Source organism: Borreliella mayonii (genome assembly GCF_001945665.1).
In the GTDB taxonomy this organism is placed as follows: Bacteria; Spirochaetota; Spirochaetia; order Borreliales; family Borreliaceae; genus Borreliella; species Borreliella mayonii.
Genome location: NZ_CP015780.1, coordinates 527,363 through 541,669 on the forward strand (window position 1 = coordinate 527,363; position 14,307 = coordinate 541,669).

General features: G+C 27.7%; 12 protein-coding genes and 1 pseudogene. 5 read left to right on the plus strand and 8 right to left on the minus strand.

Translation table 11 applies throughout. The features are described from left to right. The first annotated feature begins 67 nt into the window (after window positions 1-67). Window positions 68-1,048 carry a thioredoxin-disulfide reductase gene (trxB, locus tag Bmayo_RS02590; RefSeq protein WP_075552186.1) on the plus strand — a complete coding sequence of 327 codons (981 nt, stop codon included), beginning with the start codon at window positions 68-70 and terminating at the stop codon, window positions 1,046-1,048. Between the two features lie 53 nt (window positions 1,049-1,101). Here the strand turns inward: trxB and rlmB are convergent, their stop codons facing one another. The 4 genes from rlmB to grpE are packed head-to-tail and all read right to left on the minus strand — an operon-like array spanning window position 1,102 to window position 5,432. Then, window positions 1,102-1,842 carry a 23S rRNA (guanosine(2251)-2'-O)-methyltransferase RlmB gene (gene rlmB / locus Bmayo_RS02595; RefSeq protein WP_075552187.1) on the minus strand — a complete coding sequence of 247 codons (741 nt, stop codon included), beginning with the start codon at window positions 1,840-1,842 and terminating at the stop codon, window positions 1,102-1,104. A gap of 1 nt (window position 1,843) precedes the next feature. After that, window positions 1,844-2,938 carry a molecular chaperone DnaJ gene (dnaJ, locus tag Bmayo_RS02600; protein ID WP_075552188.1) on the minus strand — a complete coding sequence of 365 codons (1,095 nt, stop codon included), beginning with the start codon at window positions 2,936-2,938 and terminating at the stop codon, window positions 1,844-1,846. Then, window positions 2,938-4,845, minus strand: a complete 1,908-nt coding sequence (gene dnaK, locus Bmayo_RS02605; RefSeq protein WP_075552189.1) for a molecular chaperone DnaK — start codon at window positions 4,843-4,845, stop codon at window positions 2,938-2,940. Before dnaK ends, dnaJ begins: the two co-directional genes overlap by 1 nt. A 23-nt stretch (window positions 4,846-4,868) precedes the next feature. Then, complete coding sequence (gene grpE, locus Bmayo_RS02610) at window positions 4,869-5,432, minus strand: nucleotide exchange factor GrpE (RefSeq protein WP_075552190.1); 564 nt, start codon at window positions 5,430-5,432, stop codon at window positions 4,869-4,871. Between the two features lie 377 nt (window positions 5,433-5,809). Between grpE and nadE the strand changes: the two genes are divergently transcribed. Both nadE and Bmayo_RS07070 read left to right on the plus strand, forming a co-directional pair. After that, window positions 5,810-7,348: an NAD(+) synthase gene (nadE, locus tag Bmayo_RS02615; RefSeq protein WP_075552191.1), complete on the plus strand. Its 1,539-nt coding sequence runs from the start codon at window positions 5,810-5,812 to the stop codon at window positions 7,346-7,348. Window positions 7,349-7,835: 487 nt separating this feature from the next. Then, window positions 7,836-8,689: pseudogene (locus Bmayo_RS07070) on the plus strand (inositol monophosphatase family protein). A 24-nt stretch (window positions 8,690-8,713) separates the two neighbouring features. Here Bmayo_RS07070 and Bmayo_RS02625 read toward each other — a convergent pair. Continuing rightward, window positions 8,714-9,136 carry a hypothetical protein gene (locus tag Bmayo_RS02625; RefSeq protein ID WP_075552192.1) on the minus strand — a complete coding sequence of 141 codons (423 nt, stop codon included), beginning with the start codon at window positions 9,134-9,136 and terminating at the stop codon, window positions 8,714-8,716. 103 nt (window positions 9,137-9,239) lie between these two features. On the opposite strand from Bmayo_RS02625, the gene Bmayo_RS02630 reads away from it, so the two are divergent. Then, the gene (locus tag Bmayo_RS02630) at window positions 9,240-11,063 is read left to right on the plus strand and encodes a hypothetical protein (RefSeq protein WP_075552193.1); all 1,824 of its coding nucleotides are present in this window, start codon (window positions 9,240-9,242) and stop codon (window positions 11,061-11,063) included. Continuing rightward, window positions 11,056-11,844, plus strand: a complete 789-nt coding sequence (locus tag Bmayo_RS02635; protein ID WP_075552194.1) for a type III pantothenate kinase — start codon at window positions 11,056-11,058, stop codon at window positions 11,842-11,844. The genes Bmayo_RS02630 and Bmayo_RS02635 overlap by 8 nt, the downstream gene beginning before the upstream one ends. A gap of 21 nt (window positions 11,845-11,865) precedes the next feature. Here Bmayo_RS02635 and Bmayo_RS02640 read toward each other — a convergent pair whose 3' ends face one another. The 3 genes from Bmayo_RS02640 to Bmayo_RS02650 form a co-directional block, all read right to left on the minus strand. After that, window positions 11,866-12,813 (minus strand): aldo/keto reductase, encoded by a 948-nt coding sequence (locus Bmayo_RS02640; protein ID WP_075552195.1) that lies wholly within the window; start codon window positions 12,811-12,813, stop codon window positions 11,866-11,868. Window positions 12,814-12,899: 86 nt separating this feature from the next. Then, complete coding sequence (locus Bmayo_RS02645; protein ID WP_075552196.1) at window positions 12,900-13,709, minus strand: TIGR02757 family protein; 810 nt, start codon at window positions 13,707-13,709, stop codon at window positions 12,900-12,902. Next, window positions 13,693-14,307 carry a glucosaminidase domain-containing protein gene (locus tag Bmayo_RS02650; RefSeq protein ID WP_075552197.1) on the minus strand — a complete coding sequence of 205 codons (615 nt, stop codon included), beginning with the start codon at window positions 14,305-14,307 and terminating at the stop codon, window positions 13,693-13,695. The genes Bmayo_RS02645 and Bmayo_RS02650 overlap by 17 nt, the downstream gene beginning before the upstream one ends.

Sequence of the window (14,307 nt, forward strand, 5' to 3'; positions counted from 1 at the left end):
TTGAATATTAATTTTAGCAACGTTAAGAATAATATTCAAATTTTTAAGAGAGGCTTGAAGTTTAGATATGTTAGAATTTGAAACTATTGAGATGAATCTTCCCAAAAAGGAAAATTTATCTCGAAAAGAGGTAGAATTTGTTGAAGATGTAATAATTGTAGGATCTGGCCCAGCTGGGCTAACGGCTGGGATTTATTCTGTTATGAGCAATTATAAGGCTGCTATTTTGGAAGGCCCTGAACCTGGAGGACAGCTTACTACAACTACAGAAGTTTATAATTATCCTGGTTTTAAAAATGGAATAAGTGGTAGAGATTTGATGTTAAATATGAGAGAGCAAGTAGTAAATCTTGGGGCTAAAACTTTTTCCGAAACCGTTTTTTCTATAAAAAGGAAGAATAATATTTTTTACCTTTATACAGAAAATTATATTTATAAAAGTAAAGCTGTTATTATTGCCGTGGGATCAAAACCCAAAAAACTTGAAACTCTTAAAAATTCGGATTTATTTTGGAATAAGGGTATTTCGGTTTGTGCTATTTGTGATGGACATCTTTTTAAAGGGAAAAGGGTTGCAGTAATTGGTGGAGGTAATACCGCCCTTTCAGAAGCAATTTATTTAAGCAAATTGGTGGACAAGGTTTATCTTATTGTAAGAAAAGATAAACTTAGAGCTATTGCTATGCTAAAAGATAGTGTTGCTAAATTACCCAATATTGAAATTTTGTATAATTCAGAAGCTATAGAGGTAGATGGCAAATATTCTGTTTCTTCGGTTAAGATTTTTAATAAAAAAGATAATTTTATTTATGAATTAGAAGTGAGTGCTGTATTTATGGCTGTTGGCTATAAGCCGAATACAGAATTTTTAAAGGGATTTTTAGATTTGGATGAAGAAGGATTTATTATTACTAAAGATGTTGTTAAAACAAGTGTTGATGGTGTTTTTTCGTGCGGAGATGTTAGTAACAAGCTTTATGCCCAAGCTATTACTGCTGCTGCTGAGGGGTTTATTGCATCTGTTGAATTGGGAAATTTTTTAAAATAGTTTTTATTAAGGTGTTTTTGGTTTTAAATGAAGTTTTTATTTAATTTAATGCTTTAGAGTAGATTTAATTGCCTTTTGATTTCAAAGATTAAAATGCCTGTAGACACAGAGACATTAAGTGAGTCTATTTTGCCGCTAGTTGGGATCCTTATTAAAAAATCAGAATTTTCTTTTATTAGCTTGTGTACACCTTTTCCTTCATTTCCTGAAATAAGTGCAATTTTTTTGTCGTTTATTTTGAGCTTGTTTATATCTTGTCCTTTAATATCGCTAGTGTATATCCAAAAGCCGTGTGTTTTTAATAGATTTATTGTGTTGTTTATGTTTGTCACTGTTATTTTTTTTACATATTGACTTGCGCCAGAGCTAGTGCGCAAAACTGTCGAATTGTCTTTTGCGCTACGTTTTTGAGTAGTAATTACAAGATCTATACTAAACTGTTCTGCTGTTCTAAGGATTGCTCCAAAGTTTTGGGGATCTTCTATTTCGTCTAGAAGCAAAATGAAAGCATTTTCTTTTTTTTTAAATGTTTCTAGTAAGTTTTCAAAATCTTTGGTTTGTGTTTTAACATTTTTATTTTTTTCAAGTTTTAATTTTAATGCAAATCCTCTGTGATCTTTGTTTTTAAGAATTTTTTCAAGTTCATTTGTACTTATTCTTATTATTTTTACATTTTGTGTTTTAGCCAGTCTTTCGATTTCTTTAGTTTTTGAACTTTTTTTTGATATATAAAGTTCAAATCCTTTATTATTTTTTATGCTTTCAATTATTGAATTGGCATGAGTTATATACATATTATACTTTAAGTAAATCTATTTCATCACCGTCTCTTAATTCTTTACCCAAGTTTTCAAAAAGTTTAATAGCATTAGAATTTAAATTTTTAGGTGTTTTTATTTTAGTGATTAATATTAAGTTTCCAAACTTTTCGGTTTGAAGAATTGGCATTCCTGCGTTTTTAATTAAAATTTGTTCTTCATTTTCTATTCCTTTTGGAATTTGTATTTTAATCTCTTTTGAAGCGATTGTTTTTATTTTTACTTCTTTTCCAAGGGCTGCTTGAGTAAAGCTTATTGGAAGCATTGCATAGAGATCTTTGCCATTTCTTTTAAATATTTTATGAGATCTTATCAATATTTTTACATAAAGATCACCATATTCTTGGTTGTCTGGATTAACATTTCCCTTGCCTTTCATTTTTATTTGTTGGTTATTATCAATGCCTGAGGGAATATTTAATTGAATAGTTTCTTGCTTTGCAAGGCTTCCTTTTCCCTTACAAGATTTACAAGGGTTTGATATTATTTTACCCTCGCCGTAACATTTAGAACATGTTGTTGTAACCCTGAAAAATCCTCCGCCTTGTACGACTCTTCCGCTGCCATTACACATATTACATATCGAAGGACTTGTGCCTTTTTCGGATTTTTTACCGAAACAAGAATTGCACAGTATTTGTCTTGTTATGTTTATATTATTTTTGTATCCAAAGTATGCATTTTCAAGAGATATTTCTATATTATATCCTACGTCTTCACCTTTTGCATATTTTCTATTTTTTTCTTGTCCTTTGTTTCCAGTGAAAAATGAATCAAAAATATCGCCAAAATCTTCAAAGATGTCTGAAAATCCACTAAATCCACCTGAAAATCCTTCAAATCCTCCCCCTTCAAAAGCAGAATGTCCAAATCTGTCGTATTTGGCTTTTTTATTATCATCTATTAAAACTTCGTAAGCCTGAGTAGCTTCTTTAAAGATAGAAGCGGCCTCTTCATTACCTTGATTTTTGTCGGGATGATATTTAATTGCTATTTTTCTATAAGCTTTTTTTATTTCATCTTTTGAGGCTCCTTTTGAGAGCCCCAAAATTTCATAATAATCTTTTTTCACTATTTTTTATCCTCGTCAACAACTTCGTAATCAGCCTCTTTACCCTCTTCGCTTGTATTGCTTTGGGGGCCAGTTTCTTGTTGGTTGCTTGCATTTTGCTGGGAAGAATCTTTATACATCATCTCAGCTATCTTGTAAGAAGCTTTTTGAAGTTCTTCTGTTCTAGATTTTATAAGTGAAATGTCTTCTTTTTCAAGACTTTCTTTTAATTCTTTTATTTTACTTTCAATAGCTTCTTTGTCTTCGCTTGAAATTTTTTCAGAATATTCTTTTAATGATTTTTCTGTTTGATAAATTAAAGAATTGGCTGTATTTTTTGCCTCAATATTTTCTTTTAATTTTTTATCTTCTTCCGCATGAGCTTCTGCATCTTTTACCATTCGATCTATTTCTGATTCAGAAAGCCCTGATGATGATTCAATTCTAATTTTTTGTTCTTTGCCTGTTCCCATATCTTTTGCAGACACGTGAACTATTCCATTAGCGTCAATGTCAAAGCTAACTTCAATTTGAGGCACTCCTCTTGGCGCTGCTGGTATTCCATCAAGTATAAAATTGCCAAGTATTCTATTTTGTGCTGCCATTTCACGTTCACCTTGAAGAACTTTAATATCAACAGAGGTTTGATTATCAGCAGCTGTTGAGAATACTTGACTTTTTTTTGTAGGAATTGTAGTGTTTCTTTCAATAAGCTTAGTCATAACGCCACCTAGCGTTTCTATTCCTAGTGAGAGCGGAGTAACGTCAAGGAGTACCATGTCTTTAGTTTCTCCTGTTAGAATGCCACCCTGAATAGCAGCTCCAATTGCTACAGCTTCATCTGGATTTACTCCTTTGTTAGGGTCTTGTCCAAAGATATCTTTTACAATTTTTTGAATAGCAGGAATTCTTGTTGATCCGCCTACAAGTATTACTTCATTGATATCAGAAGCTTTAAGCCCCGCATCTTTAATAGCTTTAAGGCATGGTTCTTTTGTTTTTTGAACCAAATGGTCTACCATTTGTTCGAATTTTGCTCTTGTTAGAGTGTATTGTAAGTGTTTTGGACCATTTGCATCTGCTGTAATAAATGGAAGATTTATTGAAGCCTCTTGAGCACCTGAAAGCTCTATTTTAGCTTTTTCGGCTGCCTCTTTGAGTCTTTGAAGAGCCATTTTATCGTTTGATAAATCAATAGCGCTTTCTTTTTTGAATTCTGAAATTAAATGCTTTATTATCTCATCGTCAAAATTGTCACCACCAAGATGTGTGTCTCCGTTGGTTGATTTTACTTCAAAAACACCATCTCCAAGCTCCAATATTGAAATGTCAAATGTTCCTCCACCAAGATCATAAACTGCAACAATCTCTTCGTGTTTTTTTTCAATTCCATAAGCAAGAGCAGCAGCAGTTGGCTCGTTAACAATTCTTTTTACTTCAAGACCTGCTATTTTACCAGCATCTTTTGTGGCTTGTCTTTGAGCATCATTAAAGTAAGCAGGAACTGTAATGACAGCCTCTGTAACTTTTTCACCTAAGTAAGCTTCTGCTGTTTCTTTCATTTTTGTAAGAGTTGCTGCTGAGATCTCAGGTGGTGACATTTGCTTTTTTATATTGGAAATGTTTACTCGTGCATCACCATTTAGTCCTTTTTCTATTTTATAAGGAACCATTTTTATTTCGCCTGCAACCTCTTCAAATCTTCTTCCCATAAATCTTTTAATAGAATAAATTGTGTTTTCAGGGTTTGTAACCATTTGGTTTTTTGCGACTTGCCCTACAAGTCTTTCGCCTTTATTCGTGTAGGCAACAATAGATGGAGTAGTTCTTCCTCCTTCTGAATTTTGTATTACAACTGGTTTTCCATGCTCCATTATAGCTACGCATGAGTTTGTTGTTCCTAGGTCAATACCTATTATTTTGCCCATATTATAAACCTCCTTTTTTCTAATTAATTTTTACTTTGAGCAACCTTAACTTTCGCTGTTCTTAATATTCTATCGTTGTAGCAATATCCTTTTTGATATACTTCTACTATTTCTGGATTTTTAAGACCTTCTTTCTCTTCAATGCTTATTGCTTCATGACGACTTGGATCAAAGCTTTCGCCATTTTCTCCAAATTTTTTTAAATTATATTTTTTATCAAAGATTGATAGTATTTCATTTTCAATCATACTGATTCCTGTTAATAAGTTATCAAAATCTTTAGATTTTTTTGAAGAGTTAATAGCTCGTTCTAAGTTATCAAGAAAATTAACGATATCTTTCATTATGGTTTCATTTGCAAATTTGACAAAATTGTCTTTTTCTTTTTCTAATCTTTTTCTGAAGTTTTCAAATTCTGCTTGTTTTCTTAAATACAAATCTTTAAGATTGGAGATTTCATTTTCAAGCTCAGTAATTTTTTTATCAGAATTTACTGAATTTAAGTTTTCTTTTTTTTGAGATTTTGTATTTTTATTATCTTGTTTGTTGATTTTTTCAGATTCGATTTTAGTTTCTTTTTTTTCCATTTTTCCTCCTTTGATAAAGCATTTTATCTTTTAAAAAAATATTTTACAAATTTTTTTCTTTCTTAAAATTTATTAAAATTGATTCATTTTGATCATTTATAAGATGTATATTTTTCTTAAGCTTTCAGTAATAGTGTTGTATTGATACATATTATTATTTAGTAAAATGTTCGTGTGTATTTTTTTGTCAAAATAAAAAAATTAAAATTTTTTATTTTGACAAAATATTTTTGGCATTATTTTTTGATTTTGTTTGTTTTTAGTGTGTTTATGGCAATTCTAATTTTAGGGTATGATTAGAATATAAATAAGCATTGCTTTTGCGAAGCTATTAATTTTTTATTGTAATTTAATGTATTATTGCTTATTATTTACCTATGAAAATAAGCATTGCTCAAACGAAATACAGGGCTTTAGATTTTGATAAATGTATTGTTGATTTTAAAAATAATTATGATGAAGCCTTGCTAAGGGGATCAGACGTTTTAGTTTTTCCCTCTATGCTTTTAGCCGATACTAAGTATAGTGATTTGTTTGGACCTTCTAAATATTCTCAAAATATATGTAAATGCATTGAATTTATGAAAGAACAGGTTAATGATAGCACTTTAATTGTTTTTGGTCATAGTGTTTATAAGGACGGCAAATTTATAGATATTGTTTCTGTCATTAGTAATCATAAAGTTATTCTAACTGTCTCACAATCTAATTTGCCTGGTTTTTTTAGTTATAAGGACAATGTATTTGCTGTATTAAATTTTGAGGATGCTTTATTATTTAAAGAATTAATTCCTAAATTTAGTGAGAATTTAAAGAAGGCTCAGTACTTAATAATACCGTCTAAATCTTATTTTACTAAGGAAAAGAATAATCTTAGATTAAAATTTTTTGAAAGAGTTGCTATTGAGAATAATCTGGATGTTGTTTATTCGAATTTTTATGGATCTGAAGATTCTGCAGTTTATGATGGGTGTAGCTTTTTTATTAATAGTTTTGGCAAGATAAAACAAGCCAAAGGATTTGAATTTGATTTTATATCTAATGATGCATTTCAAGATTTAAAATTTGATACATGTAATGAGCTTTTTGAAAAGATTATTTTAGCAATATCTCTTGTTTTAAGAGAATATGTTTCTTTTTCAGGATTTTCTAAAGTTCATTTGGGGTTGTCTGGAGGCATTGATTCTGCTCTTGTCGCGTGTCTTGCATGTTTTGCTTTGGGGGCTGAGAATGTTGTTGGAATTTCTATGCCTAGTAAATTTTCATCAGCAGATTCTATTTTTGATGCTAAAGAACTTTCTAGTAAATTAGGTTTTAAATTGATTGAAATGCCAATAAAAGATTTGTTTGAAGTAAGTGGTAGGTTTTTTGAAGGGTATTTTAATGTTAAAGGTGTTACTAGTGAAAATTTACAAGCTAGGTTAAGAGGGCTTTTATTAATGTCTTATAGTAACTCTCAAAATTCTTTGCTTTTAAATACTGGTAACAAAAGCGAGATTGCAGTTGGTTATTGTACCCTTTATGGGGATACTTGTGGAGGACTTGCCTTGATTGGAGATCTTTTTAAGACGGAGGTTTATGATCTTGCAAAGCATATTAATGCAAAGTTTGGCCAATGTATTATTCCTATTAATATTATTTTAAAGGAGCCTTCGGCTGAGTTAAGGTTTGATCAAAAAGATAGTGACTATCTTCCAAAATATGAAGTTCTTGATGATATTTTAAATAGATATTTGGTTGACAATGAATCTGTAGATTCAATTTATCTTCATTTTGAAAAAGGTATAGTTGATAAAGTTTTAAATCTTTATTTTAAAAATGAATACAAAAGAAGGCAGGGGGCTCCTATAGTTAAAGTTTCTAAAAAAACCTTTGGTTTTGATCTTTCAGCACCTATTTTAAATAATATGATTTGAAATTATGATTGGAGCTTAGTTTTTTAAATTCTTTTCTTTTTTTTAAATTTTGTCAGTAATATTTTTTACTGTAAAAATTGGAAAACAGCCTTTAAAGTTCAAATTGAATTTTTATGTCTTTTAATATATTAATAGACATATCTGGCCATAGTATAGGATCTGCTTTTTTATTGCTTAGTATATTAATATTTATTAATTTTTATGTTGTGATAGCTTGAATAACACAAGTTTTTTTGAAGTATTAAATTATGTTAATAATTATTTATTGAATTTAAAAGTGATATTTTAGTATTTAAAAAAAATAAGAAAATGTAAGTATTGATATTTATGATTTTTATACTTTTTTTTAATAAAAGCTATTCTAATTTGGGGCATTTTGTTTTAGAGGTGCTTTATGGAAAAATATTAAATTTTATCAAAGCATAATGCTTTTAGAGATGATTTTTCAATTTTAGAATTTATTATTAATAAGAGAATTGATATAAAAATGGATTGGAATTTTGAAAAATTATATTTTTATTAAATGAGTCAACTAGGCTTGCATTAAGTGGTTGTACTAAATTAATTTTAGATTTTAAATCTGATGGATCTATTAACTCAGGTTGATAAGCAAATTGAGCAATTTTTATTCAAAGCAATCAAAAAGTCTGGTAATTTTGTTCTTAGAGAAGAGACAATATCTACTTATGAATAAGAGTATATAAAAGACGCGTTAATTTCAGGGAGTACTTTTATTATTGATCTTATTAATGGAACTTCTTCTTTTGCAGCAGGCCTTCCTTCATATGAAATATCAATAGCATACGCTTGTGGAGGCAAAATTATTGAAGGAGCTATTTCTCTTCCTTTAAGCGGAGAGTTTTTTATTACTTCTAAAGATAGTGTATTTTATGCTAAAAAAACATTGGTAGCTATCCTTTAAAGAAGGATTTTAATAAATTTATTTTTACTAATTTTGAATGTTATAATGTTCATAGTTTGCTTACAGTTTCAAGGTTTATTATAAGGTCATTTAATCTTGATATTTCTTCTAATATTCATATTAATGGCTCTTGTGTCTATTCTTTTGCCAAACCTTTTACAGGTTCTTATAAGGCTTATTTTTCTTTTGTAGGGCTTTGGGATATTGCAGCGTGTTTAGCTATTAGAAATAAATTGGTCATGGTTGGTGAATTTTATTGTGGTAATAAGATGACATTAGATATCTTAGATTCAATGTATATTTTAGAGCCTAATAATTATAAAAGATGGTTCTTGAAAGATTTTTTTATTTATTCTGATAATAAATCAACAATAGTAGACATTGTAAGAAAAGATGCAAATAAAAAAATTAATAAGTAAGATATAAAAAGAATTTGAAAATTGTTATTTATGTTTTGCAGTTTTGTTATTATTAGATTCAATGTCGAGCGTTTTGATTAGCTTGTTTAAAGTCCAGCTTGAAAATTTTATGTAAAGCATTTTAAGTGGATTTTTTGTATTTTTTTTTAGCACTTTTAACGATTCTATATTCATTAAAGCTATTATTTCTTTTAGTGTTTTTGGCAAATTATTGAAAATTTTGGAACCAACTTTATGTCCTTCTAGAATAAAATTTTGAAGAGTTATTTGATCTTTTTTTTGTAGGCGTCTCATATATAACTTCAAAATACGCTCTTGTGATTTCATAATTTCTGAATTAATTTGTTCTTGTTTTTTAGTAATTTTTTTCTTGTTTTCAATAATAGGTTTTTTAGGTAGAGATTTGTAAGGGTTTGTTCCTGGAATATAATTTTTAGGAATTTTCATATATTTTGCTCCTATTTAACTAGCTAACCTATAATTTTATTATTTTTTTTGTTTTTATGCAATCAATATTGATATTTTAATTTTTTATGATTAGAATCATCATATGAAGGAGTTTCTAAGGGCAGGGGCTTTTAATTTATTGCTTGGTGCTTTAATATTGTTTGTTGTTATTTTTTTACAATTTAGGAATTTAAACTTAAATATATTTTTTTTAAAAGATATAAAATTAGAAGTTAATAATAAGGTTGAAAATAGTGAATATATTTTAAATGATATTGTTGTTAATGTTAGGGGACTTAGGATATTTTTGTCCAAACTTAATCCACTTGTTGTTTTAGAGACAGGGTTGAATCTTTTACCCATTTCTTATAAAGTGCAAGACATAGGTATTTATGTTTATTTTGAGAATAATATTTTTATCGGATTTTTACTTGATTCAGAAAATAATTTTAGTATTGAATCAAATCTTTCTAAGAGCTTTTTGCTAAGTTATGAAGTTGAAGATCATTATGAAGTTTTATTAGATAAGGCTACTATTTCAATAAGACAAGGGGATAATTTAGAATATAAAGTTTTTTTAGGAGAAAATGTAAAGATAAGAGAAAAAGATATTTTAATTTCTCCTCAAGCAACATTTAGAATTAGTAATGCTATTTATATCGATTCACCAAAGAAAAATATTCCAAATTCCATTATAGAGAGCAATCAAAGTAATAAAAGTAATGTATTAGATTATTCTATTATGTATTCAAAAATTAAAGAGGTGGATAATAAAATTTTTAATGATGCTTTAAATAATTTTAGACAAAGTGCTTATGATTCTTGGAACAATTCTGTTAATTTTAATGTTTCAAAGGGAGGATGGCTAAAATACGGTGATTATAGCTTTGATGAAAATTTAATGGTTTGTTTTTTAGCAGAATCTTTAATCAGAGGTGATCATGAATCAATATTTTTAAAATTAGACTCTTTATTAGTTAAAAATGAACATAAACTGACTTATTTGAGTTTAAATTATTATGCTAATTCAGATCAAATCGATAAATTTTTTTCTTATTTATCAAGAAATAAAACTTTTATTGAATCTCTTGAAGAAGACAGGCTTATGGTTTATTTAAAGGAAGATCCTCGTCTTTTGGAAAAAATTTTTTTATCAGAAAACGGTTTTAAATTAAATGTTGCTTTAAATCTTCTCAAAGATCCTAAAAAAATATTAAGTTCTAATTTTAATTTTAGCCAAACCTACAACATTCTCTCTAATTATCTTACTTTCCTTAAGATTGGGGGTGACGATTCTGTTTATTCAAGTTTTAAAAAGGAGCTTTATAAATTTGTATTTACTTTATTTGGTGTTACAGATGAAGGAAAAGTGTATATTTTAAATAATAATATTAATTCATCTGATGTTGTTGAGTATGCATTAAAGATTTCTGGGATTCTTAAAAGAATAGCATCTTATTTGAAAGACAATTTAATATTAAAGCTTTCATTTAATGTGATTTATTATTCTTTAATGAGTGATTATGTCAAAGGAATTCCTTATGAAAGTTATTATTCTGATATTATTGATAATCAATATATGCCCCAATTTATCTTTATTTCTGGCTATGGATCTATCAGGTGGATATATGTCGCTTCTAAGATTTTAAATCGTGAAATTACTGATTCTAATGTTGCAATTGATTTTGATCAAGAGATTAATTATTCAAGCTATATATTTTTTGGAAATATTTTAAATCCAACTTTAGTTAGATTTAGAGAAATTGATTGGTTTACAGATTATAAGTTTTACATATATTCTGATGGCTGGAAGTATTATCCTTTGAGCAAAATTTTGGTTATTAAAATAACACCTAAGAAAAAGAAAGCTCTTAATCTTTTATTAAGATTTGACAAAATTGCAAAAAAAATAAATATTTATGAATAAACCTTTATCGTCTGAATTGATAATTGATATTGGAAATACTAGCATTGCTTTTGCCTTATTTAAAGATAATCAAGTTAATTTATTTATTAAAATGAAAACAAATCTTATGTTAAGGCGCGATGAGGCTTATAGTTTTTTTGAAGAAAATTTTGATTTTAATGTAAATCAAGTTTTTATAAGCAGCGTTGTTCCTGTTCTTAATGGAATATTTGAAAATGTCATTTTTTCTTTTTTTAAGATAAAGCCTTTGTTTATTAGTTTTGATTTAAATTATGATTTAACATTTAATCCTTATAAAAGTGATAAATTTTTGTTAGGATCAGACGTTTTTGCCAATCTTGTTGCGGCCATTGAAAGTTATTCATTTGAAAATGTTTTGGTAGTAGATCTTGGAACAGCTTGTACTATTTTTGCTGTTAGTAGGCAATATGGAATACTTGGTGGTCTTATTAATTCTGGTCCTTTGATAAATTTTAATTCTTTATTAGACAATGCCTATCTTTTAAAGAAATTTCCCATTAGCACTCCAAGTAATCTTTTAGAGAGAACCACATCTGGAAGTGTAAATAGCGGTTTGTTTTATCAATATAAGTATTTAATAGAAGGTGTTTATTGTGATATTAAAAAGATGTATAAAAAAGAATTTAATTTAATAATTACCGGGGGTAATGCGAACTTAATTTTGCCATTAATTGAGGTAGAGTTTATTTTTAATATTCATTTAACCGTAGAAGGTATTAGAATTTTAGGAAATTCTATTGTTTTTAAGTTTGTTAATTGAAATATCTATTTTTATAGAGTTTTAAATTTTTTTGTTAAATAAATTTGGGAATTTTTTTGTTTGATGATTGAAATTATCTAAAATTAATGTAATCTCTTTGTATACTTCATCATTAATTTCTGCTTTAAATGAATTCAAGTTTGATTCTACATAATTTTCCTTGCTGAAACCCACTATAAATCCATTTAATTTTGTTTTTTTAAGCCATGAATATGTTAATTCTAAAATTGTTAAGTTATTTATCTTTGCTATCTCTTCAAGTTTATTTATGGTTTTTAAAGTATAAGGCCAAATTTCTTTTTTGAAAAGTATCAATTTTTCTGTTCTAATGTCATTAAATTTGTTTTTATCTTTTATATTAGCTTTAGATAAAAGTCCTTGAGCAATTGTTGAATATGATATGGTTGCAATATTGTTGTCTTCACAGTAAGGAATTACATCTTTTTCTTTATTTCTAAATAAGGGGTTGTATCCTATTTGGTTTACGTCAATTTTGCAAACTTTTTTTATGCTTTCCATGTGTGATATTTCAAAATTACTTACACCCACATATTTTATTTTTTCTTTTACTCTCATTTCTTCAAGAAATGATGCGATTGGTCTTAGGTCAAAATCGTTTTTGGGCCAGTGTATATAATAAATATCTATATAATCAGTTTTTAAATTTTTAAGACTTTCATTAAAGTTTTTTGTATATTCTGAAATTTCCATTGGGTAGCATTTACTTGCAACTAAAATATTTCCTCTTATTGTTGGATCTTCTTCTATTATTTCACCAATTATTTTTTCTGAAATTCCATTTCCATAAGCTCTTGCAGTATCAATATTTCTGATTCCGTGTTCATATGCTTTTTTTAATATTTTTTTAGCAGTTTTTTTTTCAACCTGTTTAAAATATCCTCCCCCAAATTGCCAAGACCCTAAAATTAGTTTGCTATGGGTATTTATTTTTTCTTTAAGATTATTCACAGATTCTCCTTTTGATTTTATGATAAATTGTTTTTTTGTTTTACTAATTTAAGTATTTCATACTTTAAGGTTTTATTAATAAAATTTTATAGTTTGTTAATATTTTTTAGTAATTTCTCTTTATTAAATTCTCTATTTATTCCAAATCTGGTTAAAGAGAAGTCGTATTTTACAGGATCTTCATTATTTTCTTTTAAAAAATATTTTGTAATTTCTATTGCTTTTTTAAGATTTACGTTTTTTATTTCTTTGATTTTAAATAGTTTTGAGGCAATGTTTGTCATATGAGTATCCATTGGCACTATAAGCTTATTAGGATTGAATTTGTTCCAAATTCCTAGATCTACGTCATCTTTTCGTATCATCCACCTCAAGAATAAAAAAAGTCTTTTACAAGAACTTCCCCTTGAAGGCTTTGGAAGTAGCATTCCGAATTCTCTTCCATTTATTTTTTCCATATATTTTATTAATTCATCTATGCTGAGTATAAAATTTTGGTTTTTATAATAAATACTGTAAAGAAGATTTTCAAGTGTAAGATGCTGTTCTTTTATTATCTTAAGGGTACACAGTAGTCTTACAATGTCTTCTCCTTTAAAAAATCTATAAACAAATCCTTTAAATATTTCTTTTAAATCTTTTTCGTTTACTAGCTTAAGGTTCTCAGAAGGGGAGTTGCCAAGTGGTTTGAGTATTCTTTCTATTGCTTCTAAAATTTTTTCTACTCTTCCAAGAGACAATGAAGAACTAATTAGGCCTACAAGTTCAATGTCTTCTTTTCCTTTATACCTGTATAAAAATTCTAAAGGATCAGGATGTATAAATTTTTTTTTATTGTATTTTGAATATATTCTTTCTAGAAAATCATATAGTGAGCTTTTAGCTTTTATTTTCATTATTGTATTCTAATAGTTCTAATAATATTTTTTTAAGCTTTTTATCGTAAAATTTATCTTTTGCCCATTTTCCAGTCAAATCATATATTGTTGGAGCAGATCCTCTTTTAACAAGGTAAAATCTAGGATCAACCATATTTGATTTGATATTTTGTTTTGATGCATAAGCTTTTAAATGTTGAATATGAGCTTTTATTCCTTCTTTAATGTTGGAAAAAGAATTTCCTTTTGTAAGATTATTAGTAGCGCCTATTCCTGAAAAATTGTGCTGCTCTTTTGAAACTATTCCATTAAATTTTAGAGCTCCTGTTTCTAGTATCATTTGAGCATAGGCAATGTCGTAATTAATCCCTTCAATCAAAGATTCGTCTATATAGGTTTTAGCAATAGTATTTACATAGTTTTTGTCAAGGTCTGGATTTATTTCTAGAGTGTATTTTACAAGGTCTTCTAGTTGAGTTTTTCCTCTGCTTATTAAAAAGGGAATATATTTTTCTTTTTGTATTTCAGTACTTATTTCGATTACCTCTTCATTACTATAAGCTTTATTTGTTAGGAAGATGTTGATCATTGCAAATAGCAAGATTTTTTTTATCAT

What these genes read in the sequence shown, in the direction of transcription:
- Bmayo_RS02625 (WP_075552192.1), bottom strand. Translation starts at nt 9,136, where the DNA reads ATGAAAATTCCTAAAAATTATATTCCAGGAACAAACCCTTACAAATCT.
- dnaK (WP_075552189.1), bottom strand. Translation starts at nt 4,845, where the DNA reads ATGGGCAAAATAATAGGTATTGACCTAGGAACAACAAACTCATGCGTA.
- Bmayo_RS02650 (WP_075552197.1), bottom strand. Translation starts at nt 14,307, where the DNA reads ATGATAAAAAAAATCTTGCTATTTGCAATGATCAACATCTTCCTAACA.
- grpE (WP_075552190.1), bottom strand. Translation starts at nt 5,432, where the DNA reads ATGGAAAAAAAAGAAACTAAAATCGAATCTGAAAAAATCAACAAACAA.
- Bmayo_RS02635 (WP_075552194.1), top strand. Translation starts at nt 11,056, where the DNA reads ATGAATAAACCTTTATCGTCTGAATTGATAATTGATATTGGAAATACT.
- rlmB (WP_075552187.1), bottom strand. Translation starts at nt 1,842, where the DNA reads ATGTATATAACTCATGCCAATTCAATAATTGAAAGCATAAAAAATAAT.
- Bmayo_RS02630 (WP_075552193.1), top strand. Translation starts at nt 9,240, where the DNA reads ATGAAGGAGTTTCTAAGGGCAGGGGCTTTTAATTTATTGCTTGGTGCT.
- nadE (WP_075552191.1), top strand. Translation starts at nt 5,810, where the DNA reads ATGAAAATAAGCATTGCTCAAACGAAATACAGGGCTTTAGATTTTGAT.
- trxB (WP_075552186.1), top strand. Translation starts at nt 68, where the DNA reads ATGTTAGAATTTGAAACTATTGAGATGAATCTTCCCAAAAAGGAAAAT.
- Bmayo_RS02645 (WP_075552196.1), bottom strand. Translation starts at nt 13,709, where the DNA reads ATGAAAATAAAAGCTAAAAGCTCACTATATGATTTTCTAGAAAGAATA.